General features: G+C 69.6%; 23 protein-coding genes and 1 pseudogene. 14 read left to right on the top strand and 10 right to left on the bottom strand.

The annotated features are described in order from the left end of the window. The first annotated feature begins 38 nt into the window (after positions 1-38). Genes D5S19_RS31970 through D5S19_RS11540 form a run of 5 tightly spaced genes read left to right on the top strand, consistent with a single transcriptional unit; the run spans position 39 to position 3585 of the window. Positions 39-176: a hypothetical protein gene (locus D5S19_RS31970; protein ID WP_158605520.1), complete on the top strand. Its 138-nt coding sequence runs from the start codon at positions 39-41 to the stop codon at positions 174-176. Between the two features lie 12 nt (positions 177-188). After that, entirely contained in the window at positions 189-974 is a 786-nt protein-coding gene (locus tag D5S19_RS11555) for an ABC transporter permease (protein WP_147397374.1), read from the top strand. Further along, complete coding sequence (locus D5S19_RS11550; RefSeq protein WP_120023355.1) at positions 971-1822, top strand: ABC transporter permease; 852 nt, start codon at positions 971-973, stop codon at positions 1820-1822. Before D5S19_RS11555 ends, D5S19_RS11550 begins: the two co-directional genes overlap by 4 nt. Continuing rightward, positions 1812-2819 (top strand): ABC transporter ATP-binding protein, encoded by a 1008-nt coding sequence (locus tag D5S19_RS11545; RefSeq protein WP_120023354.1) that lies wholly within the window; start codon positions 1812-1814, stop codon positions 2817-2819. Before D5S19_RS11550 ends, D5S19_RS11545 begins: the two co-directional genes overlap by 11 nt. Next, positions 2806-3585, top strand: a complete 780-nt coding sequence (locus D5S19_RS11540; protein ID WP_120023353.1) for an ABC transporter ATP-binding protein — start codon at positions 2806-2808, stop codon at positions 3583-3585. Before D5S19_RS11545 ends, D5S19_RS11540 begins: the two co-directional genes overlap by 14 nt. A 26-nt stretch (positions 3586-3611) precedes the next feature. On the opposite strand, the pseudogene D5S19_RS11535 reads toward D5S19_RS11540, so the two are convergent. Beyond that, positions 3612-3881: pseudogene (locus D5S19_RS11535) on the bottom strand (alpha/beta hydrolase fold domain-containing protein); the annotation flags it as partial. Positions 3882-3922: 41 nt separating this feature from the next. On the opposite strand from D5S19_RS11535, the gene D5S19_RS11530 reads away from it, so the two are divergent. After that, on the top strand, positions 3923-4369 hold the full coding sequence (locus tag D5S19_RS11530; RefSeq protein ID WP_120023352.1) for an Lrp/AsnC family transcriptional regulator: 447 nt from the start codon (positions 3923-3925) through the stop codon (positions 4367-4369). A gap of 41 nt (positions 4370-4410) precedes the next feature. Here the strand turns inward: D5S19_RS11530 and D5S19_RS11525 are convergent, their stop codons facing one another. Then, complete coding sequence (locus D5S19_RS11525; protein WP_120023351.1) at positions 4411-5763, bottom strand: aspartate aminotransferase family protein; 1353 nt, start codon at positions 5761-5763, stop codon at positions 4411-4413. Positions 5764-6077: 314 nt separating this feature from the next. Here D5S19_RS11525 and D5S19_RS11520 point away from each other — a divergent pair, with 314 nt between their 5' ends. Continuing rightward, positions 6078-6374: an enoyl-CoA hydratase/isomerase family protein gene (locus tag D5S19_RS11520; RefSeq protein ID WP_120023350.1), complete on the top strand. Its 297-nt coding sequence runs from the start codon at positions 6078-6080 to the stop codon at positions 6372-6374. Between the two features lie 60 nt (positions 6375-6434). Beyond that, the gene (locus D5S19_RS11515) at positions 6435-7085 is read left to right on the top strand and encodes a GNAT family N-acetyltransferase (RefSeq protein ID WP_120023349.1); all 651 of its coding nucleotides are present in this window, start codon (positions 6435-6437) and stop codon (positions 7083-7085) included. Positions 7086-7326: 241 nt separating this feature from the next. On the opposite strand, the gene D5S19_RS11510 is transcribed toward D5S19_RS11515, so the two are convergent. The 3 genes from D5S19_RS11510 to D5S19_RS11500 all read right to left on the bottom strand — a co-directional run bounded on the left by D5S19_RS11510 (position 7327) and on the right by D5S19_RS11500 (position 10534). Further along, positions 7327-7749: a DUF4233 domain-containing protein gene (locus D5S19_RS11510; RefSeq protein WP_120023348.1), complete on the bottom strand. Its 423-nt coding sequence runs from the start codon at positions 7747-7749 to the stop codon at positions 7327-7329. Beyond that, entirely contained in the window at positions 7746-9464 is a 1719-nt protein-coding gene (folC, locus tag D5S19_RS11505; protein WP_120023347.1) for a bifunctional tetrahydrofolate synthase/dihydrofolate synthase, read from the bottom strand. The genes D5S19_RS11510 and folC overlap by 4 nt, the downstream gene beginning before the upstream one ends. Positions 9465-9790: 326 nt before the next feature. Beyond that, complete coding sequence (locus D5S19_RS11500; RefSeq protein ID WP_233573838.1) at positions 9791-10534, bottom strand: DUF3800 domain-containing protein; 744 nt, start codon at positions 10532-10534, stop codon at positions 9791-9793. Positions 10535-10744: 210 nt separating this feature from the next. Between D5S19_RS11500 and D5S19_RS11495 the strand changes: the two genes are divergently transcribed. Together D5S19_RS11495 and D5S19_RS11490 are read left to right on the top strand one after the other, a co-directional pair. Continuing rightward, positions 10745-11383: a class I SAM-dependent methyltransferase gene (locus D5S19_RS11495; protein ID WP_120023346.1), complete on the top strand. Its 639-nt coding sequence runs from the start codon at positions 10745-10747 to the stop codon at positions 11381-11383. A gap of 94 nt (positions 11384-11477) precedes the next feature. Beyond that, positions 11478-12353, top strand: coding sequence for an SGNH/GDSL hydrolase family protein (locus D5S19_RS11490; RefSeq protein ID WP_120023345.1), 876 nt, complete (start codon positions 11478-11480; stop codon positions 12351-12353). Positions 12354-12462: 109 nt separating this feature from the next. Here the strand turns inward: D5S19_RS11490 and D5S19_RS11485 are convergent, their stop codons facing one another. Continuing rightward, entirely contained in the window at positions 12463-15090 is a 2628-nt protein-coding gene (locus tag D5S19_RS11485) for a valine--tRNA ligase (protein WP_120023344.1), read from the bottom strand. 60 nt (positions 15091-15150) lie between these two features. Here D5S19_RS11485 and D5S19_RS11480 point away from each other — a divergent pair, with 60 nt between their 5' ends. Both D5S19_RS11480 and D5S19_RS11475 read left to right on the top strand, forming a co-directional pair. After that, positions 15151-15468, top strand: a complete 318-nt coding sequence (locus D5S19_RS11480; RefSeq protein ID WP_098514073.1) for a hypothetical protein — start codon at positions 15151-15153, stop codon at positions 15466-15468. A gap of 126 nt (positions 15469-15594) precedes the next feature. Next, complete coding sequence (locus D5S19_RS11475; RefSeq protein ID WP_120023343.1) at positions 15595-17907, top strand: FdhF/YdeP family oxidoreductase; 2313 nt, start codon at positions 15595-15597, stop codon at positions 17905-17907. Between the two features lie 7 nt (positions 17908-17914). Here D5S19_RS11475 and D5S19_RS11470 read toward each other — a convergent pair whose 3' ends face one another. Together D5S19_RS11470 and D5S19_RS11465 are read right to left on the bottom strand one after the other, a co-directional pair. Then, positions 17915-18658 (bottom strand): SDR family NAD(P)-dependent oxidoreductase, encoded by a 744-nt coding sequence (locus D5S19_RS11470; protein ID WP_120023342.1) that lies wholly within the window; start codon positions 18656-18658, stop codon positions 17915-17917. Beyond that, a complete protein-coding gene (locus tag D5S19_RS11465) occupies positions 18655-19077 on the bottom strand; it encodes a VOC family protein (protein ID WP_120023341.1) in 423 nt (140 codons plus the stop codon). Before D5S19_RS11465 ends, D5S19_RS11470 begins: the two co-directional genes overlap by 4 nt. 70 nt (positions 19078-19147) lie before the next feature. Between D5S19_RS11465 and D5S19_RS11460 the strand changes: the two genes are divergently transcribed. Next, positions 19148-19822 carry a GntR family transcriptional regulator gene (locus D5S19_RS11460; RefSeq protein ID WP_120023340.1) on the top strand — a complete coding sequence of 225 codons (675 nt, stop codon included), beginning with the start codon at positions 19148-19150 and terminating at the stop codon, positions 19820-19822. Positions 19823-19868: 46 nt separating this feature from the next. Here D5S19_RS11460 and D5S19_RS32455 read toward each other — a convergent pair whose 3' ends face one another. Next, positions 19869-20009: an MFS transporter small subunit gene (locus D5S19_RS32455; RefSeq protein WP_199730449.1), complete on the bottom strand. Its 141-nt coding sequence runs from the start codon at positions 20007-20009 to the stop codon at positions 19869-19871. Then, entirely contained in the window at positions 20006-21364 is a 1359-nt protein-coding gene (locus tag D5S19_RS11455) for an L-lactate MFS transporter (protein ID WP_120023339.1), read from the bottom strand. The genes D5S19_RS32455 and D5S19_RS11455 overlap by 4 nt, the downstream gene beginning before the upstream one ends. A 385-nt stretch (positions 21365-21749) precedes the next feature. On the opposite strand from D5S19_RS11455, the gene D5S19_RS11450 reads away from it, so the two are divergent. Beyond that, a complete protein-coding gene (locus D5S19_RS11450) occupies positions 21750-22661 on the top strand; it encodes an alpha/beta hydrolase (RefSeq protein WP_120023338.1) in 912 nt (303 codons plus the stop codon). Positions 22662-22869: the final 208 nt, after the last annotated feature.

Raw genomic sequence — 22869 nt, 5'->3', positions numbered from 1 at the left:
CCACCATCCATCGACCGTCACGGGAAAGGTCAGCACGCATGGTGCTCGGTGTACTGAGACGACTCGCGAGCGTGGTGATCCTGCTCATCGGGGTCCTGGCGGTGGTCTTCATCCTGGGCCACCGCGCCCCGGGCAGCCCCGGGCGAGCGATGCTGGGCATCAACGCCCCGCAGTAGGCAGTGGACGCGATGAACCACCAGCTCGGCCTGGATCGTCCACTGTGGACGCAGTTCTGGTCCTACGCAGGCGACGTGCTCCACGGCGACTTCGGCCGTTCCTACAGCAGCCTGGAGCCGGTCGGCGGACTGGTCTGGGATCGCTTCGCCGCCACGGCCTGGCTGCTGGTGGCGGGGCTGATCCTGTCCCTGCTCCTGTCGATCACGCTGGCCACACTGGCGGCCCGGTACCGGGGCACCTGGGTGGACAGTGCGATCAGGACGTTCACGGTGACCTCCATCGCCGTGCCCACGTTCTGGAGCGGCCTGCTGCTCGTGCTCGTCTTCGCGCTCCCCACCGGCTGGTTCCCCGTGGGCGGTTTCGGGGACACAACCGTCGAGCACTTCCGCAGCATCGTGCTCCCGGCGATCACGCTCGCGATCGCCACCGCACCCATCCAGGTAAGGGTGTTGCGCGCCAACCTGATCGAGTCGCTGGGTTCCGGGTACGTGGAGGCGGCGGCTTCGAGGGGAGTCCCGCGCCGCCGTCTCCTGCTCCGGCACGCGTTGCCCAACGCGGCTGTCCCGGCGATCGCGGTGGTCTCGATCCAGGCGGGCTACCTGCTGTTCGGCTCGGTGATCGTCGAGAACACCTTCCAGCTGCCGGGCCTGGGGTCCGGGCTGGTCACGGCCATCACCCAGCGCGACTATCCGATGATCAACGGCATCACCCTGCTGTTCGCGGTCCTGGTGATCTCGTTCAGCCTGATCGGCGACGCGCTGTCGGCGATCGTCGATCCCAGAGTGAGGGTCTCATGAGCGAGCTGAGTGCCGGCGCCACCGCGGGTCACGTGGCCGTCGCGACGGCCACGCGCCGGCCCGCGCGGCGGCTGGGTTTCCGGATCGGGCTGGTCATCATCGGCGTCGCGGTGCTGCTCGCGGCCCTCGGCCCGTACATCGTCCCGTACGACCCCAACGCGCAGGATCTGCTGAACCGCCTCGCTTCCCCGTCCGCGGCACACTGGCTGGGCACCGACGCGCTCGGCAGGGACACCCTCTCGCGGCTGGTCGCGGCGGCGCGGGTCGATCTGGGCGTCGGGATCCTCGGGGCCCTGCTGCCGTTCATCGCGGGCACGGTGATCGGCGGGATCGCGGCGTACTTCGGCTCGATCTGGGACCTCGCCGTCACCCGGCTCGTCGATCTCGTGCTCGCCTTCCCGGTCTACGTACTGATCATCACGCTGATCGCGGTCGCGGGCTCGGGGGTCAAGAGCCTGCTGATCGCCTTCACGCTGGTCGGCTGGGTCGGCTACGCGCGAGTCGTCCGTTCCGTGGTCCTGCGGGTCAAGAACGAGGACTACATCTCGGCGGCCCGGCTCGGCGGGATCTCCCATTTCCGGACCCTGCTGCGTCACCTGCTGCCGAACGTGCTGCGCAGCTCGCTGACCGTGCTGGTCACCGACGTGATGTTCGTGCTGCTGGGCCTGGCGTCCTTCTCCTACCTCGGGCTGGGCATCCAGCCACCGACCCCGGATTGGGGGGCGATGATCGCCGAAGCCCAGCCGTACATGCAGCAGCAGTGGTGGCTCATCGCGGCACCGGGTTTCCTGATCGCGCTCATCGGTTCGGGCCTGATGCTGATCGGGGAACGTCTCGATGACCACTGAGACCACGGGCAAGGCCGCGTCGCCGGCGGTGGCCGTCTCCGGCCTGTCGCTGTCCGGGCCGCAGGGCCTGCTCGTCACCGACGTCGCGCTCGACCTCGGCGCCGGCGAATGCCTTGGCCTGGTGGGCGAATCGGGCTCGGGCAAGACGCTGACCGTCCGGGCCATCGCGGGCCTGCTCCCGCCGGGGATCACGCAGGCGGCCGGCCGGATCGACACCGGCGGACGCCGTGTCGGGATGGTCTTCCAGGACCCGATGCGGGCGCTGAACCCGACCTTCACCATCCGGCGCACCATGCGGGAACCCCTGGTCCAGCATCACGGGCTCGCCCGGAAGGCCGCGGACCGGCAGGCGCTCGACCTGATGCGGGACGTCGGGATCAAGGACGCGGAGCGCGTCGCGAAGTGTTATCCGCACCAGCTGTCCGGCGGGTTGCGGCAACGGGTGCTGATCGCCGCCGCGCTGGCCTGCGAACCCCAGATCCTGCTCTGCGACGAGCCGACCACGGCGCTGGATGTCACGACCCAGGCGATCATTCTCGATCTGCTCCACCGGTTGCGCCAAGAGCGACAGCTGGCGATGCTCTTCGTGTCGCACGATCTCGCCGTCATCTCCAAAGTCTCGGACCGGGTCGCGGTGATGTACGCGGGCCAGACGATCGAAACCGGCCCCACCGAAGAGATCCTGCGTTCCCCACGACACGCGTACACGGCCGGTCTCCTCCGGTCGAGCCCGTCCGCGGGCCGGCCGGATGAGCCGCTGTTCGCGATCGGCGGGATCCCGCCCCAGCGGCCCGGGGAGATCGTCGGCTGCCGCTTCGCCGAACGGTGCCCGTGGGCCGTCCCGGAATGCACGTCGGCACCGGTGCCCGTGGTCCGCCACGGTGATCGGCACCTCGTCAGCTGTATCCGCCCCGAGGACGTGGCCGCCGGATTCGCCCGGCCCGTCGAGCAAGGCGGCTGGCCGCCCAACCCGGAGGCACCCCATGCCGATGCTTGAGATCGACGACGTCTCGGTCACCTACGGACGTACCGGCAGGTTCACCCGCGGCACCGCGCACCTGGCGGTCGACCGCGTGAGCCTCACGGTGGAGCGCGGCCAGATCGTCGGGGTGGTCGGTGAGTCCGGGTCGGGGAAATCCAGTCTGGCCAAGGCCGCGGTCGGGCTCATCAGGCCGCAGCACGGTGAGATCCGGCTGGGTGGCGAGGTCCTGCCGCGCAAACGTCCCCGTGCGGTACGGCGAAGGATGCAGATGGTGTTCCAGGATCCGTCCTCGGCCTTGAACCCTTCGCTGACCGTCGGGCAGGTCCTCGTCGAGCTGCTCCGGACGGGCGGGATGGACCGATCCGCGGCACGCAGCCGCGCCGTGGATCTGATCGACCGGGTGGGCCTGTCGTCGAGTGCGCTCGAAGCCAAGCCGGGATCGCTGTCCGGCGGGCAGCGTCAGCGTGCGAGCATCGCGCGCGCGTTGGCCACCGAGCCGGAGGTCATCGTCGCGGACGAGCCGACCTCCGCTCTCGACGTCTCGGTGCAGGCGACCGTGCTCAACCTGCTTCGCGAACTTGCGGAGTCGCTTGGGCTGGCCGTCCTCTTCATCACCCACGATCTCGGTGTCGTGCAGCGCCTGTGCGACGACGTGGCCGTGATGCAGAAGGGCCGCGTGGTCGAGAGCGGTTCCACAGCCGCGGTCTTCGAGACACCGTCCGATCCGTACACGAAGCAGCTTCTGGCCTCGATCCCCACCATCTCGGCGCGCACCAGCTGACCGGGCGCCGCGCCGGTGACAAGACCGGCGCGGCGTACCGGGACCACGCCCTCATCGCGCGCCTTCAGCACCGTGCCCGCAGCCAGTCCCCCGCCCGCGCTCGATCCGCCGACAGCGATGCGCGCCGGATCCAGTCCCAGCTCGGCGCTGTGCTCGTGGACGTACCGCAATGCCGCGTAACAGTCGTTCAGCGGGCCAGGGAACGACGTTTCGGGGGCGAGGCGGTACTCCACGTTCGCCACTGGCTCCTGCGCTCGGGTCGGCTCGATTGTGCTCGTACCCCAAGTTCTGGGCACAGAGGTGCGCGAAATCCCGCTTGCCGCGCGATAATCGACGTATGGACCGCATCGATCGCGCAATCATCGACCAGCTGAGACGCAATTGCCGGCAGTCCAACCTGGAACTGGCCGACGCGGTCGGGCTGACGCCTTCGCCCTGCCTGCGGCGCGTCAAGCGGCTCGAAGACGAAGGCATCATCACCGGCTACCACGCCAGCATCGAGCCCTCGGCCATCGATCGCGCGTTCGAGGTGCTGGTGGACATCGACCTCGCCGACCAGTCCCCGGCCAGTGCCAAGCGATTCGTCGCGGAACTGATCGCATACGACGAAGTCCTCGAAGCACGGCGGATGTTCGGCTCGCCGGACCTGCACGTGCTGGTGGCGACCAAGGATCTCGCCGGGTACGAGGCGTTCGTCACCGACAAGCTCCTGACGCTGCCGGGAATCGGGAAGCTCCAATCGCGATTCCCGATGTCGACCGTCAAGCGCCGCCCGACGGTCTAGCGCCCAGCTGCCGGTTCTGCTGTAAGCGAGACCGGCGCCCATCAGCGTTCGGCGGCGATGGTGAGGGCCTGGTCGAGAATGCCGAGCCCGGTGTCGAGGTCCGGCTCGCTGATCGTCAGCGGCGGAGCCAGCCGCAGGATGCTGTTGACACCGGGCAGCTGCGCGATGTTGAGATGCAGGCCGAGGTCGAAACAGGCCGCCGTGACATGCGTTCCGTAATCGTCGGCGGGTTCCTTCGTCTTCCGGTCCATGACGAGTTCGATGCCCTGCAGCAGCCCGCGACCGCGGACGTCACCGATGCGTTCGTGCCGCTGCTGAAGGTCCAGCAGCCCGCGGCGCAGCCGTTCGCCGAGGCGCTGCGCAGTGAGTTCGAACCGTCCCTCTTCGAGCGTGCGGAGCACCGTGCGGCCCACGGCCGCGGCCAGCGGATCGGACACGTGCGTGGTGGTGAACATGAAACCCCGGTCACTGCAAGTGGTTTCGATCTCGTCGGAGGTCACCACCGCCGACACCGGCAGGCCCGCGCCGAGCGTCTTCGACAAGGTGAGGATGTCCGGGACCACGCCGTGCCGCTGGAACGCGTACCAGTCACCTGTGCGGCACAACCCCGTCTGCGCCTCGTCGACGATCAGGAGCATGCCACGCTCGTCGCATTTCTTGCGCAGAGCGGCGAAGTATCCCGTCGGCGGTTCGATGATGCCGCCGGTGCTCAGCAGCGGTTCGGCGATGAAAGCCGCCAGACTGCCCACCGACTGACGGTCGACCATCGCGAAACCGTAGTCGAGTTCGGTCTGCCAGTCGTGCACCCCGTCCTTGCGGAACACCGAACGGTAGGAATTCGGCGTCGGGATGATGAGGTTTCCCGGCACGACCGGGCCATAGCCCGCGCGTGAAAGGCTGTAGGTCGCGGCACCCGACGCGTGCGTGACGCCGTGGTAGGACTGGTCGAAGGTGACGATTTCGTGCTTGCCGGTATAGAGCTTCGCCATCTTGATGGCGGCCTCGTTCGATTCACCGCCGGTGCTGAGGATCATGGTCTTGCACAACGGCTCGGGAAGAGTACGCGCGAGCGCCGCGGCCAGGTCGACGACCGGACGGCTCAGCATGCCGCTGAACAAATGGTCCAGCGTGGCGATCGACTCCCGCACCGTCGCCACGATGGCCGGATGCGAATGGCCCAGCAGCGAACTCATCTGCCCCGACGTGAAGTCGATGATCATGCGCCCGGATTCGTCGTACAGATGCGCGCCCTCGGCCCGCTCGATGATCGCCGGGACGAAACCGCCACGGCCGTACCGGATCAGGTGCCGCCTCGCGGTGTCCCAGAATTCCTCCTGCGCCGACAGGGAATCCACAGAATCCACGGCCTGACGCTCGCCTGAAGTGGTGGTCATGTCTCACCTCTCGCAATCCCTCGACGTTTCGGCTCACGCTAGGGCAATCGCCGAGGCGAATGATTGCGAAAATTCCACGAAAGAGGCTGCTGCAAGCATTGTCCGTGCGCGAAGCGGGCGCCCGGCGCAATCCTGTGCCAACCGGGTTCAGGAGGAGCCGGGGACCCTCGCCGACCACTGCCCGGCCCGCTCGCTCAGCAGGCCTCCCCAGCGTTCGAGATCGTCCTTCATCTCTTCCGGCGTCCCGGTCAGCCCGACCGCGGCTGTTACTACCTGCCACGCATGATCGGCCGGTCCCGGGCGCTGCGTCTACTGTGGACCGGCGAGTTCATCACCGCCCGGCACGCACTCGACTGGGCATCGTCGACGAACTCTGCCCCGCCGGCGATCTCGACGACCGGCTCGGCGAATTCGCCCGGCACCTGGCCGGCCAGCCACCGGCCGCGAGCCAGATGATCAAGACCGCGGTCCGCCAGTCCGAGCACGGCGACCTGAAGTCCGCGCTCGATCTGATCGCATCGCATCAGGGCGTCGCCATGGCGACCGCGGACTCGCTGGAGGCACTGGCCGCACGGGCGGAGGGGAGACCACCGATCTTCGTAGGCCGGTGAGGCACCTCGTCGCCCGGCACCCCCGGGAACGCCGCGCCGCGACGGGTACGATCGCTGCCGATGATCACGAATGTGTCTCGGTCCGGTTCGCAGCACGGCTTGCTCGTCGGCGACGGCCGGTGCGGATCGCAGGTCCGGTTACGTGAAGTCCGCCCAGCGGATCGCCGGACCCTGGCCGGGTTCGATCGGGCCGCGGAGCAGGAGCCAGGGGGCTACCGGCACTGGGCGACGCACCGGCGCGGCACCTCCCCAGCCGGCGACGACGGGCACTTCGCGATCGAGACGTTGCGCAACCGGACGGTGGTCGGGTCGCTCTGGGTTCGGGCTGATCCGGCGTCCGGCTGGTTCAGCTACGGCGTCGGCATCGGGGCGCAACACCGGCGCTGCGGCTACGCGGCCGACGCCGTGACCGTGCTGCTGTCGTATATGTTCGAGCAGCAGTGCTACCGCAAGTGCGAGGTCAGCATCAACGGCGGCAACTTCGCCTCGCTGGCCCTGCACAGTGAACTCGGCTTCCGGGAGGAAGGGCGGCCGCGGGATACGGAGTTGCTGCAGGGAGAAGTCCGGTATCCGGTGCTGATGGGTCTCACCGGCGACAGCTTCGCGGCGCGCCCCTCCGCTCGTGAGCGGCGGCGCGGGCGGACTCGGCGGCGCGGGCGCCACTGGCGGATCGCCGCACCGGCGGCCCATCGGGCGATACCGGCCCATTGAGATCCATCAAGAGGCCAGTCAGGCCGAGGCGTCAGGGCTGAGACTTGTCAGCTGCGGCCCGACGAGACGGAAGCCGGTCGCGGCTGTGACCTGTCCAGACTGCAGTACCGGTCAAGACTGCAGCCGTCAAGCCGCGACCCCGGTCAAGGCCGAGCCAGCCAGAACCACGACCGTCACACCGAGGCAGCCCGTCAGAACCGCGGCCACCGAACCGAGGGCAGCCCGCCAGGCCGGCGACCCATCAGGACTGCGGCTGCTGACTGGCCAGCGTCCCGGCGGCCATCCGGCGGGCGACATCGCGGCGCAGCCACAGGAACCAGAGGAACGCGGCGAGGAACAGCACGCCGAGAATGGCGATCGCGGGCAGCACGAAGGCCATCGCGATCAGCGCCACCTGCAGCACCAGCACCACCGGCACCGCCCACCGGTGCTTGAGCATCCCGCACAGCACGATCAGCGCGGCGGCGATCGCGATCACCGTCCAGCCGGTGAAGCTGGTGACACCACCACCACCACCGAGCTTCGCCACCACCGGCAGCGCGAGCGCGACCGTGATCGCCTCCATGATCAGGGTTCCGGAGAGCACCCCACGGAAGCCCTTCATCGGATCCTTCGACGGTGGCCGGGGCGCCGCGGGGGGCTCCGGAGTGTCGTTCTCACTCATGCCGGCTCCTTTCCGAACAACGTACGCGCCTCGCCCGCGGTGACCACCGAACCGGTGACCAGCACCCCGCCACCGGACAGCGGCTCCTCCGGATCGTCGGACTGTTCCACCAGCCCGATCGCGGTCTCGATCGCGGTACCCAGGTCCTGGTCGGCCAGCACCCGTTCCTCACCGAACACCGACACCGCCAGCTGCGCCAGCTCCTCGACCGGCATCGACCGGGGCGAGGAGTTGCGGGTGACCACGATGTCGGACACCACCGGTTCCAACGCCTCCAGGATGCCCCTGGCGTCCTTGTCCGTCAGCACCCCGACGACCGCGACCAGCCGCCGGAACGCGAATTCCTCGGTGACCGTGGTGGCCAGGGCCCGGGCACCCATCGGGTTGTGCGCGGCGTCGATCAGGACCGCGGGCGCGGCCCGGACCCGCTCCAGCCGGCCCGGGTTCGTGATCTCGGCGAATCCCTCCCGCACGGCCTCCAGCACCAGCTGTTTGTCCTTGCCCGCGCCGAAGAACGCCTCCACGGCCGCGAGCGCGAGCGCCGCGTTCGCCGCCTGGTGCGCGCCGTGCAGCGGCAGGAAGATCTCGTCGTACACCCCGCCGAGGCCTTGCAGCTTCAGCATCTGGCCGCCGACCGCGACCTCCCGCTCCAGCACGCCGAACTCGCTGCCCGCGCGGGCCACCGCGGCGTCCACCTCGACCGCCCGCGCCAGCAGCACGTTCAGCACGTCGGTGTCCTGCTCGGCGAGGACCGCAACAGAGCCGGGCTTGATGATCCCGGCCTTCTCACGTGCCGCGTCGACCGCGGCGGGGCCGAGATAGTCGGTGTGGTCCAACCCGATCGGGGTGATGACCGCGACCTGGCCATCGGCCACGTTCGTGGCGTCCCAGGCCCCGCCCATGCCCGCCTCGACGACGGCGGCCTCCACCGGCGCGTCGGAGAACGCGGCGAATGCCATCCCGGTGAGCACCTCGAACTTGCTCATCGGCACGCCGTCTTCGCTCGCCCCGTCGACCATCGCGACGTACGGGGCGATGTCGTCGTACAGTTCGGCGTAGCGGGCCGCGGAGATCGGCTGCCCGTCCAGCGCGATCCGCTCGGTCACCAGCTGCAGATGCGGGCTCGTGTAGCGGCCGACGCGCAGGCCCATGCGGGTGAGCAGCGAGTCGATCATGCGGGTAACCGAGCCCTTGCCGTTGGTCCCGGCCACGTGCAGCACCGGGTATCCGCGCTGCGGCTCGCCGAGCAGCGTGACCAACGCCTGGATCCGGGCCAGTGAAGGGGCGATCTTCGTCTCCGGCCAGCGCTGATTCAGCTCCGCCTCGACCGCCATCAGCGCCCGGCGGGCCTCCGGGCCGTGTTCGTCGCCGGGTGTCTCCAGGACGCCCTCGTCGTCCAGCTCGTGCAGCTCGGCACCCTCGCCGGCGACCAGGTCCGGCACCGGGCCGAGGGCGAGGTTGTCGCCGAGCTGGCCGATTCCGCCGATCCCGCCACCGGCGCCGCCGCCCACGGTGTAGGCCGCGTCGGGTGCGTCCAGGTCGGGCTCGATGCTGTCGTCGATACCGTCGTCATCGCCGGACGGCCCGCCCAGCTCGTCCACGCCGGCGAAGCTGTCCGGATCCGCGAGATCGGGCCGCCGGGGCCGCCCGCCGGGCTCTTCGGATTCCTCGGCACCGAACGGCCCTTCCGGACCGCCGCCCTCACCACGCGGCACGCACTTGCTCCTCGACGACGTCGCACAGCGCCGGGAAACGGCGCCTCCAGCCCGGCCGACCAGGCGGTATGCCCTATGCCGAACCGGCGTGACCAGCCTACCCGGCCCGTTCCCGCCGTCAGGCATGGCAGGGTCGGGGCATGCCATGCAAGCCGCAGACCTCGTCGCCCACGCGACAGCAACCGGCCCCCGACACGGTGTCCTAGCTATTACGGTAGTCGCGACTGTGCCAGCGCCTGCGACGCCGTGCGACGTTGTGGTATTCTTTCGTCGCGGACCTGCCCCACACATGTGGATTGGCAGGTCTAGCTTTTTTCGGGGGTCTTTCAGACCTCCACCGGGCCACCGTTGACATCGCAGGCACGCAAGTACCGGTCGTACCAGTCCCACGTGAACCGCTTGCCCGGATGCCGTTGCAGGCACTGGTACGTCGTCCATGCCACGAAGTCCGCCATCTGTACCCAGGCTGAGCGGTGCGCCGGGACGAATAGTGGGTCTTCGATCAGGTTCCGCGAGCTCAGCTTGAGCCCGCGGTGGGCGGCGTAGTAGGCGCCCGACGCAGTGCCATTGCCGTCCATGATGATCATCCCGTTCTCCCCGGCGACGCCGAGGCGGGTGTCGAGGTGGTCGACCAGGCCGACGTAGGTGGCATCCCGCTCGACCGCGTACGCCTTCTTGCGCGCCGGCGTCTGGCGGTAGACCGCACCGACATGCAGCTCGGCGCACGCGCAGATCGTGGCCAGCGCCCGCTCGGCAACCTCTTGGCGCGCCCGCTTGGATATGTTCACCCCAGGGTTCTGCGAGGGCTTCCCGCGTCCATTGATGAACTGGGTCGCGTGCAGTTCGGCGGATGGCGGGATCTGGTACTGCGCATACAGCGATTTCCGCAGATCCAGCCAGGCGCGTAGACCGTTGGACCAGTTTGGGAACGTGCACTCGATCCAGGCGAACACCGCCCAGCCGGTGTCTTCGGCGCCGGAGTCGTCGATATAGAACAGCCGCACCGGGGCAGCGGGCAGCAGTGCCCCGGGCGGGGTGCCAGCACGACCTCCGTGGGTCGGGGTGCTCATGCAGTTGTCCTCTTTCTGTTCGTGTCAGCGGGCGCGGCCACATCGGGGGACGCCTGGACCTGCGCCACGAAGTTGTCAAGGGTCGGCGCCGGGCGCGCTTGCGCGTCGCTGGGTGTCTCCCGGATACCCTCGTCGTCCAGCTCGCGCAGTTCGGCATCCTCGCCGGGGAACCAGGTCCGGCACCGCCGCCAGGCATGGCAGGGTCGGGGCATGCCATTCGACCACAACCACCACTACCACCCGCAACTGCTGCGGCTAGCACCTCCGGGACCAGGCCGAGCACTCGACGTCGGCTGCGGCCACGGCCGATTCGCACGAAAGCTCGCCGCAACGGGCCTGACCGTGGAAGGCATCGACCAAGCCGCAGACCTCGTCGCCCACGCGACAGCAACCAGCCCCACGGTCTCCTACCGGCACGCGGACGTCACCGACGTACAGCTTGAACCCGGCGCGTACGCGTTCATCTCCTGCCTCGCGTCGCTGCACCATGTGCCGTTCGACACGGTGCTGAAGTTCCGCCGCGCACTCGCGCCCGGCGGGGTGCTGGCCGTGCTGGGGTGCGCCCGCCCCAGCAGCCCCCGTGACTACGCGAGGGAACTCGTCGCAGCCCCGGCCAACCTCGCGGCCCGGCTGGTGGTCGCGGCCGGAGACCGGCTCAACGGCGGCGCCGACCCCGTGCCGAAGGCCCCCGTGCGGATGGAGTTCCCCGCGCTGTCCGACGTACGCCGCGACGCGGCCCGTCTGCTGCCCGGCAGCGAGCTACGGCCACTGCTCTTCTGGCGGTACCTCCTGAGCTACCGGAAGCCCTGGGGCGGAAGGGAATCCGAGGTTCACCCGGCTGCCGGGTGAACCTCCGCGCCGACCACCCGAACGGCGGCAGGCAACGCTCCCGGTCCGGGCCGAAAGTGGAGCCCGTCCCGCGTTCCCCGGCGAAGGGATCTCCATGCGCCCCACCCGGTTCGTGCTCGCGATGCTGGCCGCGCTCGCGCTGCTCGGCACCTCGGCGACGGCCGCATCCGCCGCACAGCCCGGTTTCCGGCACTACGTCGCGCTCGGCGACTCCTACACCGCCGGGCCGTTCATCCCCGTTCTCCGGCTCGATCCGCTCGGCTGCGCGAGATCGACCGGCAACTATCCGGCGCGCGTGGCCGCGGCCCTGCACGTTAACTCCTACACCGACGTCAGCTGCTCCAGCGCGGACACCACGCACATGAGGCAGGAGCAGCAGGTGCCGCTGGGCGTGAACCCGCCGCAGTTCTCCGCCCTGCGCCCGGACACGGACCTGATCACCATCGGCATCGGCGGCAACGACTCCGAGGTGTTCGGCAAGCTCGTCGGCACCTGCCCCGGGCTGCGGCCGGGCGATCCCACCGGCAACCCTTGCCGGCAGCACTTCACGGTGGACGGGGTGGACACGATCAAGGCGCTGCTCCCGGCGACCGGGGAACGCGTGCGGCAGGTGCTGGCGGGGATCCACGCGCGCTCGCCGCAGGCGCGCGTGCTCGCCGTCGGCTACCCCCGGATCGCCCCGGAATCCGGCCACTGCCCGGAGATTCTGCCGTTCGCGGACGGCGACTACGCGTGGCTCTCCAGCGTCGAAAAGGCCCTGAACGCGGCGATCGAGGACGCCGTACGGGCCGACGGCCAAGCATCCTATGTGGACACCTACACCCCGTCCGCCGGGCACGACGCCTGTGCGGGCGACGCGGCGTGGATCAACGGGAAGGACACGAACCTGTTCGCCGCGGCCGCGTACCACCCGCTGGCCGCGGGAATGGCCGGCATCGCCGGGGTGATCCGGCAGCAGCTGGGCGGCTGAGTCACCGCCGCCGGCGTCGGGCCTCGTGGTGGCCACTCCGGCACAGCCACCACGAGGCCCCTCCACCGCTCAGAAAGAGCCGATGCCACGTGGCATCGAACAGAGCCCGCTAGGAAGCAGGCAACGCAGCCAGCCTCGCCTCGATCCGGGTGATGTCCGCCGCGGCGGTCTCCCGGCGCACCTTGATCTTCTCGATCACTGGAGCCGGGGCTTTCGCTATGAACGACTCGTTGCCAAGCTTGCCCTCGGTCTGGGCCAGTTCCTTCTGCGCCGCGCCGAGATCCTTCTGCAGCCGCTTGCGTTCGGCGGCCACGTCGATGGTGCCGGAGGTGTCCAGCTCCACGGTGACCACGCCGCCGGCCAGCGCCACCTCCAGCGAGGCGCTCACCACGAACCCGTCGCCGGGCGGGGTGAGCCGGACCAGCGAGCGGATCGCGTCCTCGTGCCCGGCCGGGAACGCCTCCCCGGCGAGCCGCGCGACCACCTTCTGCCCCGGCTTCAGGCCCTGATCGGCCCGGAACCGGCGGATCTCGGTGACCAGCTTCTGCACGTCCGCGATCCGCGCGGCGGCGGCCGGATCCGCGTAGCCCTCGATCGGCTTCGGCCAGGCCGCGATCACCAGCGACTCCCCGCCGGTCAGCGCGGTCCACAGCTTCTCGGTGACGAACGGGATGAACGGGTGCAGCAGCCGCAGCACCGCGTCCAGCACGTGCCCGAGCACCGCGCGCGTGGCCGCGACGCGAGCCTCGTCACCCTGGTACAGCGCCACCTTCGCCAGTTCGAGGTACCAGTCGCACAGCTCGTTCCAGGTGAACTGGTACAGCGCGTTCGCCACCTTGGCGAACTGGAACTGCTCGAACAGTTCGTCCACTTCGGACACCGTGGCGGCCAGCCTGCCCAGGATCCAGCGGTCCGCCTCGGTCAGCTCCCCGGGCGCGGGCAGCGCACCGGTGGCGTCCGCGCCGTTCATCATGGCGAACTTGCTGGCGTTCCACAGCTTCGTGCAGAAGTTGCGCGAGCCCGCGGCCCATTCGTCGGCCAGCGCCATGTCCGCGCCCGGGTTCGCGCCGCGGGCGAGGGTGAACCGGGTGGCGTCGGCCCCGTAGGCGTCCATCCACTCCAGCGGGTCGATCACGTTGCCGCGCGACTTCGACATCTTCTTGCCGTTCGCATCGCGGATCAGCCCGTGCAGGTAGACGTGGTCGAACGGCTGACGGCCGTCCATCTCCTGCACGCCGAACATCATCATCCGCACGACCCAGAAGAACAGGATGTCGTAGCCGGTGGACAGGACGCTGGTCGGATAGAACTTCGCCAGGTCGGCGGTCTGCTCCGGCCAGCCCATGGTCGACATCGGCCACAGGCCCGAGGAGAACCAGGTGTCGAGCACGTCCGGATCCTGGGTCCAGCCCTCGCCGGATGGCGGCTGCTCGTCGGGGCCCACGCACACGACCTCGCCGTCCGGGCCGTACCAGACCGGGATCCGGTGCCCCCACCACAGCTGGCGCGAGATCGTCCAGTCGTGCATGTTGTCGACCCAGTCGAAGTACCGCTTCTCCAGCTCGACCGGGTGCACCTTCGTGCGGCCGTCGCGCACCGCGTCGCCCGCGGCCTTGGCCAGCTCGGCCACCTTGACCCACCACTGCAGCGACAGCCGCGGCTCCACCACGGTGTCACACCGCGAGCAGTGCCCCACCGAATGCAGGTACGGCCGCTTCTCCGCGACGATCCGGCCGTCCTCGCGCAGCGCGGCGACCACGGCCGGGCGCGCCTCGAACCGGTCCAGTCCCTCGAACGGGCCCGCCACGGTGATCTCCGCGCGCTCGTTCATCACGGTCAGCATGGGCAGGTCGTGCCTGCGGCCGATCTCGAAGTCGTTCGGATCGTGCGCCGGGGTCACCTTCACCGCGCCGGTGCCGAACTCCGGGTCCACGTGCCGGTCCGCGATGATCGGGATGCGGCGCCCGGTCAGCGGCAGCTCGACCTCGGTGCCGACCAGGTGCGCGTACCGCTCGTCCTCGGGGTGCACGGCGACGCCGGTGTCGCCCAGCATCGTCTCCGCGCGGGTGGTCGCCACGACGATCGCGTCCGCGCCCTCGCCGTAGCGGATGGAGACGAGTTCGCCCTCGTCCTCGCTGTGGTCCACCTCGATGTCCGACAACGCGGTCTGACAGCGCGGGCACCAGTTGATGATCCGCTCGGCGCGGTAGATCAGGCCCGCGTCGTAGAAGTTCTTGAAGACCGTCTGCACGGCCTTCGACAGGTTCTCGTCCATGGTGAACCGCTCGCGCGACCAGTCCACGCTGTCGCCGAGGCGCTTCATCTGGCCGAGGATCCGGCCGCCGTACTCCGCCTTCCACTCCCAGACACGATCGACGAACTTCTCCCGGCCCAGGTCGTGGCGGGAGAGCCCCTCCCCCGCGAGCTGGCGCTCGACCACGTTCTGCGTGGCGATGCCCGCATGGTCCATGCCCGGCAGCCAGAGCACCTCGTAGCCCTGCATCCGGCGGCGGCGGCTCATCGCGTCCATCAGGGTGTGGTTGAGCGCGTGGCCCATGTGCAGGCTGCCGGTGACGTTCGGCGGCGGCAGTACGATCGAGAACGGCGGCTTGTCCGACGAGGCATCGGCCGTGAAGTACCCGGCCGCTACCCAGCGGTCGTACATCGGGGCTTCCTCGGCGGCCGGGTCCCAGGCACCCGGAAGGTCGGTTTTCTGCTGCGGAGCGTTCTCGGTCACAATGGACAAGTCTACGAACCCGCCGCCGCGGGCTCGCTCAGGGGGAAAGAGGTGGCAAGAATGACCCGGCCGGAGGATCCGGACGACTACTCGATCGAGACCCATCCGGACTTGATCGACCCGGAATGGCGCAAGCACGCCGAGCTGGACGCGTGGCTCGGCGCGAAGAAGGAGCTGAAGAAGAAGCGCCGCCGCGAACGCCGCGCGCGCTCCGCCGGCCACGGCGCGGGCTACGGCACGGCCGCCCCGAGCCGCTGGCCGGGCATCGCCGCGCTGATCGGCCTGGTGGTCCTGGTGGCCGCCGCGGTCACCGTGCACGAGGTGCGCGGCCCCGGCGTGAACGAAACCTCGATCGAGTACCAGGTCGGCTCCGGCTGACGCCGCGCCGCCCCCGAGCACGGCTGTGAAGGGCACCTTCACGGACTCCGCGTCCGTGAAGGTGCCCTTCACAGCCTTTTCCGGCCACGACTTGGGCAACCGGCCAATCAGGCGCACGATGAGGGCATGACCCGTGAAGCGCCGACGAACGATGTGGACGAAGCCCACCTCGAAGTGGGCAAGCCGAAGACCTGGGCGGCCGGAATCCCCGGAGTCGCGGTGTCGCTGGCCCGCGGAGTCGAGCAGATGGGCGTCGTCCGGACCGCGCGGACGCTGCGGTTGCTCAACCAGCGGGCCGGGTTCGACTGCCCCGGCTGCGCGTGGCCGGAGCCGCGCCAGGTCGACGGGGAGAAGCGCAAGCTCGCCGAATTCTGCGAGAACGGCGCGAAAGCGGTCGCCGAGGAGGCCACGAAACGCCACATCGGCCGGGAGTTCTTCGCCGCGCACCCGGTGGCGGAGCTGGCCGGGCACACGGATTTCTGGCTCGGTCAGCAGGGCCGGCTGACCGAGCCGCTCGTGCTGCGTGAAGGCGGCACGCACTACGAGCCGATCTCCTGGGCGGACGCGTTCGAGCTGGTGGCCGGCGAACTGCGCGCGCTGGCGAGCCCGGACGAGGCGATCTTCTACACCTCCGGCCGGACCAGCAACGAGGCCGCGTTCGTCTACCAGCTGCTTGTGCGTTCGTTCGGCACGAACAACCTGCCGGACTGCTCGAACATGTGCCACGAATCCTCCGGGGCGGCGCTGTCCGCGGCGATCGGTGTCGGCAAGGGCTCGGTGACGCTGGCCGATCTGTACCAGGCCGACCTGATCGTGGTCGTCGGGCAGAACCCAGGCACGAACCACCCGCGCATGCTTTCCGCGCTGGAAGTGGCCAAGGGCAACGGCGCGCGGATCGTCGCGGTGAACCCGCTGCCCGAGGCCGGGCTGATGCGTTTCAAGAATCCGCAGCTGGTGCGCGGTGTGGTGGGCAAGGGCACGCCGCTGGCCGACGAGTTCGCGCAGATCCGCGTGGGCGGTGATCTCGCGCTGTTCCAGGCGGTCGGGCATCTGCTGCTGCGGTGGGAGGAAGCGGCGCCGGGCTCGATCGTCGACCACGAGTTCGTGCGGAACGAGACGCTCGGGTTCGAGGACTGGGCCAAGCAGCTGCGGGAGATCGACTGGCCGGAGACCGAGCGCGCGACCGGCCTGCTCCGCACGCAGGTCGAACATCTCGCCCGGATGATCGCCGGGTCCGAACGCACCATCTACTGCTGGGCGATGGGCCTGACCCAGCACAAGCACGCGGTGCCGACGATCGCCGAGATCGCCAACCTCGCGCTCGCCCGCGGCATGATCGGCCGTCCGGGCGCGGGACTGTGCCCGGTCCGCGGCCATTCGAACGTGCAAGGCGACCGGACCATGGGCATCTGGGAGAAGATGCCGGAGAAGTTCATGGACTCGCTCGAGGGCGAGTTCGGCATCACCGTGCCGCGCAAGCACGGCCGGGACACAGTGGACTCGATCCGCGCCATGCTCGACGGGCGCGGCAAGGTCTTCTTCGCCATGGGCGGCAATTTCGCCTCCGCGACGCCGGATTCCGAGCGCACCGCCGAAGCACTGCGTTCCTGCGCGCTGACCGTGCACGTGTCGACGAAGCTCAACCGTTCGCACGTGGTACCCGGGCGCACCGCGCTGATCCTGCCCACGCTCGGCCGCACCGAGCGGGACGAGCAGCAGTCGGGACGGCAGTTCGTGACCGTCGAGGATTCGATGTCGCAGGTGCACGCCTCCCGCGGCCGGCTCGCCCCGGCGAGCGAACACCTGCTGTCCGAAGTGGCGATCGTGTGCCGGCTCGCCGACCAGCTGTTCGGGCCTGGGCATGCGGTGCCGTGGCAGTCCTTCGAACAGGATTACGACCTGATCCGCGACCGCATCGCCGCCGTCGTGCCCGGCTGTCACGACTACAACCGCCGCGTCCGCGAGCCGGACGGGTTCGTGCTGCCGCATCCGCCGCGGGATTCGCGCCGGTTTACGGGGACCGCCACCGGCAAGGGCATGTTCACAGTGTCCGAACTGGACTTTCCCAAGGTGCCCGAAGGAAGGCTGTTGCTGCAGACCGTGCGTAGCCACGATCAGTACAACACCACCATCTACGGCCTCTCCGACCGCTACCGCGGCATCGAGGACGGCAGGCGCGTGGTGTTCGTGCACCCGGAGGATCTGATCGCGCTGGGCATCGCCGACGGCGAGATCGTGGACCTGGTCTCGGAATGGCGCGACGGCGAACGCCGGGCACCGGCCTTCCGCGCGGTGTCCTATCCGACCGCCCGCGGCTGCGCGGCGGCGTACTTCCCCGAGGCGAATGCGCTGGTACCACTGGATTCCGTGGCGGAGAAGTCCAACACGCCGGTGTCCAAGGCGATCGTGGTGCGACTGGAACCCCGCCACCACTCCTGACGGAGTCTCAGCGCAGGTACGAGGCCCCGTTCAGATCGAGGATCGCACCGGAGGCCCAGGTCGCCTCCGCCGAGGCGAGGAACACCACCGCGTCGGCGATCTCCTCCGGCTCGGCGACCCGGCCGAACGGGCTCTGCTCGCGGATCTCGTCGGTCAGCCGCCCGGCCTGGCGCTCGGTGGCGGTGAAGCCCGGCGCGACCGAGGTGACCGAAATCCCGTGCGGGGCCAGCGCGACCGCGAGAGACTGGCCGAGCGCGTGCAATGCCGCCTTGCTCGCCCCGTACGCCGGATGCTCGGGCTCCCCGCGGAACGCCCCGCGCGAGCCGATGTTCACGATCCGGCCCGGCGCGCCGCGGGCGATCAGGTGCCGCGCGAAATGGAACGAGATGTTGGCCGCGCCCAGCAGGTTCACGTCCACTGTGGAGCGCCAGACCTCCTGCCAGTGCTCGTAGGAGACGTCCGCGATCGGGGTGGCCGTCTCCGCCGAAGTGCCGACCGCGGCGTTGTTGACCAGCACATCGACCCCGCCGAGCTGCTTTTCCGCGATGTCGGCGAGCCACTGCGCGGCGGCCGGGTTGCCCAGGTCGCCGGACACCAGCACGTGCCCGGAACCGGGCAGTGCCTCCAGCGTCTCCCTGGCCGCCTCCCGGTTCGATCCACAGTGGACGGCGATCCGGTCGCCCCGGGTGGCGAAGGCGACGGCGATGGCGCGCCCGATCCCGCGCGAGGCACCCGTGACGAGGACGTTCATATCGCGAACAACTGCGACTCGTCACGAAACGCCTTGAACTCCAAGGCATTGCCGGCCGGATCGTGCAGGAACATGGTCCACTGCTCCCCCGGCTCCCCGGCGAAGCGCTGATACGGCTCGATCACGAACTCGGTACCCGCGGCCCGCAGCCTCCCGGCCAGCTCGTGGAACCCGGCCACGTCGAGCACCAGCCCGAAATGCGGCACCGGCACCTCGTGCCCGTCCACCGGATTGCGGCCCGCCTCCGCCCGCGCCCCCGGCACCAGATGCGTGACCACCTGGTGACCGTGGAAGTTCCAGTCCACCCAGGACGGTGCCGAGCGGCCCTCGGCGAGCCCGAGCACCCCGCCGTAGAACGCGCGGGCGCGGCCCAGGTCGTCGACCGGAACGGCCAGGTGGAACGCGGGGCGGACGGACATGCGCACTCCTCGGGGCTCGGCTTCGTGACCCCACGTTGACTCGCGAATGTCCAAATGTCAACATTAACCCGTGGAAGTCACCCAGCTCCGGAAGGCGGCCCGCCGCGGGCTCGCCGAGGAGGCCGCCGACCGGGTGCGGGAAGCGATTTTCGCCGGTCACTTCCGTCCCGGCGCGCCGCTGCGCGAGGTCGAGCTGGCCGCTTCGCTCGGGATCAGCCGCGGTTCGGTCCGGGAGGGCCTGGCGCTGCTCTCCCGCGAGGGCCTGATCCACGGCGGCTGGCACCGGCCGACCACCGTGGTCGAGGTGACCGTCGCGGACGTGGAAGAGGTCTACTCCGTCCGCGCCGCGCTGGACCGGCTGGCCGCCACCACCGCGCACACGCACGCCACACCGGACGAGCTGGCCGGGCTGGACTCCCTCGTCGCCGAGCTGGCCACCGCGGTCCGCGAAGACGCCGACGGCCCCCGCCTGCTGGCCCTGGATATCGCGTTCCACGACCAGGTATACGCCGCCGCGGGCAACACCCGGCTGCGCGAGGCGTGGCACGCGGTGCGCTCACAGGTGTTCCTGTTCCAACTGCAGCGGATTTCCCTCGGCCACCGGCATTACCGCGCGCGGGTGGTCGCCGAGCACCGCGAGCTGGCGACCCTCATCCGCGCCGGGGAGACCGCACGGCTCGCCCGCGCCGCCGAGGACCACGTGCATTCCGCACGGCAGAGCCTGCTCGCCGAACTGAGCGGGTAACTGCCTGCGGATCAGCACCGAACTGACCACAAAGGACAGTGCGCGATCAGCCGCCGAACAGGTCGACCACCTTCGCGATCAGCTCGAGCACGCCGTAGGCGAACGGGGCCAGCACCCACAGCCAGGCGAACACCAGCAGCGCGGTACGTCCGGTGGACCGGCCCTCGGCCGGGGTCGAGGTGCTCATCGGGCCTCACTTCCCACCGGAATCTCCTGGACCGGTTCGTGGTAGCGCGCCTTGACCGGGCGCACGAGTTCGTTGGCGACGAAGCCGACCACCAGCAGGCCGATCATGATGTAAAAGGACGTCGAGTAGAGATCCGGACCGGTCTTGCCGGCCGCCTTCTCGCTGTCCGCGATCCCGTCCACGATCAGCGGGCCGAGCACCCCGGCCACCGACCAGGCGGTCAGCAGCCGGCCGTGGATCGCGCCGACCTGATAGGTGCCGAACAGGTCCTTCAGGTACGCCGGGAGAGTGGAGAACCCGCCGCCATAGAAGGAAAGGATCAGCATCGCGCACAGCACGAACAGCAGCTTGGAGCTGTTCGTGGTCAGCGCGATCACCAGGTACAGCAGCGCGCCCACGCCGAGGTAGAACCGGTAGATGTTCTTACGCCCGGCCATATCCGACAGCCAGGACCAGACGAACCGGCCGAGCATGTTGGTCAGCGAAAGCATGGCGACGAACCCGGCCGCGGCGGCCGTGCCGACCGGAGCCGAGGTGTCCTTGAAGAAGTCCGTGATCATCGGCGCTGCCTTCTCCAGGATGCCGATGCCCGCCGTGACGTTGAGGCACAACACAATCCACAAGAGCCAGAACTGCGGGGTCTTGATGGCGTTGGCCGCGGAGACGCTCGCGGTGGAGACCAGTGGCTTGGCCGCGTCCGCCTCCGGTGACCAGACGGCCGGGCGCCAGCCGTCCGCGGGCACGCGCACCAGCAGCACGCCGAGCCCCATGAACACCGCGTACACCAGCCCGTGTATCAAGAAGGCCACCGCGATATCGCTCGTCTCCGGATGGTCGCCGAGCATCGCCGAGGACCACGGCGAGGCGACCAGCGCGCCGCCGCCGAAGCCCATGATCGCGATCCCGGTCGCCATCCCCGGGCGGTCCGGGAACCATTTCATCAGCGTGGACACCGGCGAGATGTAGCCGATGCCCAGCCCGATACCACCGATCCCGCCGTAACCGGCCACCACGAGCCAGAACTGGCCCGTGGCCACGCCGAGCGCGGAAATCAGGAATCCGGCGGAGAAGCACACCGTGGCCACGGCCATCGCCCAGCGCGGGCCGTTCTTCTCGACCAGAGTCCCGCCGAAGGCCGCGGACAGCCCGAGCATCACGATGCCCAGCTGGAACGGCAGACCGGACTCGGTACCCGACAGGTGCAGCGTCTTCTCCAGCGGAGTCTTGAACACGCTCCACGCGTACGCCTGGCCGATCGACAGGTGAATCGACAGCGCGGCAGGCGGCACCAGCCAGCGGGTCCACCCCGGCGGGGCCACGATACGGGCACGGGCGAGAAAGCCGGGGACGGCCATTGTCAGAGTCCTCCGAACAGTCGGGTGTCCAGGAAATGTATTACCAAACGGTCGACCTCGCACCGCCCAAATGTCGTATGTCTGGTTCGTCTCGCCACGATTCCGCGGACGGGGCAGCACCGGTGCCCGGGGCGAGTTTGCGCACCTGGCACCCCGCTCGACGGGGCTTGTACCGGGGCAATGTCACGATTGGATTCCGGCCCGGTGGAAAGTCCACAAAAGTCCACATGGGAGTCACCGGAACGTCCACAGTGGCCGAGCCCGCCCGAAACCGCCCTTGTTGTCCGGTGTCGGTTATGACTTGGTTAACATCCACGGGAAAGATCACCAGACGCAACGATCTTGCTCCCGTCGGCGTCCTACCCTGTGCGGATAGGAGGCTCAGGTGGACGAACCAACCGGGGAGCGGCGGCGAGTGAGCCGTCGTTCGCTGCTGATCGCGGGCGCGTCGGGACTCGGCGTGGCCGGTCTCGCGGTGGGCACGGCCACCGGCGTCGTCCCGTTCAGCCCGGCGTTGCAGCGCGCCCTCGGGGTGGCCTCGTCCACTCCGGTCACGCAGCTGGGCAGCATGCGGGTGGAGCGGGTGTACTCCGCCGCCCGCGGGCGCATGGTGAACCTGGTGTTCCTGCTGCCGAGCAAGCAGCCGAAGCGCGGGCTGCCGATGTCACTGCTCCTGCACGGCCTGCACGGCAACGCCCGCACCGCGGGCCCGAGCGGTCTGCTCAAGCAGCTCGGCAGCGAAGTCGCGCGCAAGTCCGTGCCCGCCTACGGCTACGTCGCCGTGGACGGCGGCGACAACTACTGGCACCAGGTCCACCCCGGCGACGATCCGATGGCGATGCTGCTGGAAGAGGTCCCGCAATGGCTGCGCCAGCGCGGGTTCGGCGGCACGGACGGCCTGCCCTTCGCCTGCGCGGGCGTGTCGATGGGCGGCTTCGGCACGCTGCTGTACGGCCGCCGCCGGGCCGAGCGCCGCCAGCCCCCGGCCGCGCTCGCCGCGATCTCCCCCGCGCTGATCACGTCCTGGCCGGAAATGGCCAAGCGCCACATCTTCACCGGCCTGACCGACTGGACGGACCTGGACCCGCTCCGGCACACCGAGGCGCTCGCCGGCATCCCCACCGCGATCTACTGCGGCACGGAGGACTCGTTCATCACCGGCGTCCGCGAATACATCGCCGCCACTCACCCGGCCGTGGCCTACACCGCGAAGGGCAAGCACAGCGACACGTTCTTCCGCAGCGTGGTGCCGAGCATGGTGAGCTTCCTCGGCAAGCACCTACCCCGACCGGTCTAGCGGATCCGGTTCGCGCGAGGTCTGTGAAGGGTCCCTTCACAGCCTGAGAGTCCAGGGTGTCGGCAAAGTTGGTCGGGGGCCCGGCAGTGGGCGATGCGGAGGTGTGTGCGACCACCTCGTGGCGTGCGCCGGACCGGTTTCGGGTCTGTGAAGGGTCCCTTCACAGCCTCAGAGTCCGTGAAGGGACCCTTCACAGACCTCTACACCG

Origin of the sequence: Amycolatopsis panacis (genome assembly GCF_003600245.1) — a bacterium.
Lineage (GTDB): Bacteria > Actinomycetota > Actinomycetes > Mycobacteriales > Pseudonocardiaceae > Amycolatopsis > Amycolatopsis sulphurea.
The sequence above is the reverse complement of the archived record's forward strand: the minus strand, read 5'-3'. Positions and strand labels throughout refer to the sequence as shown.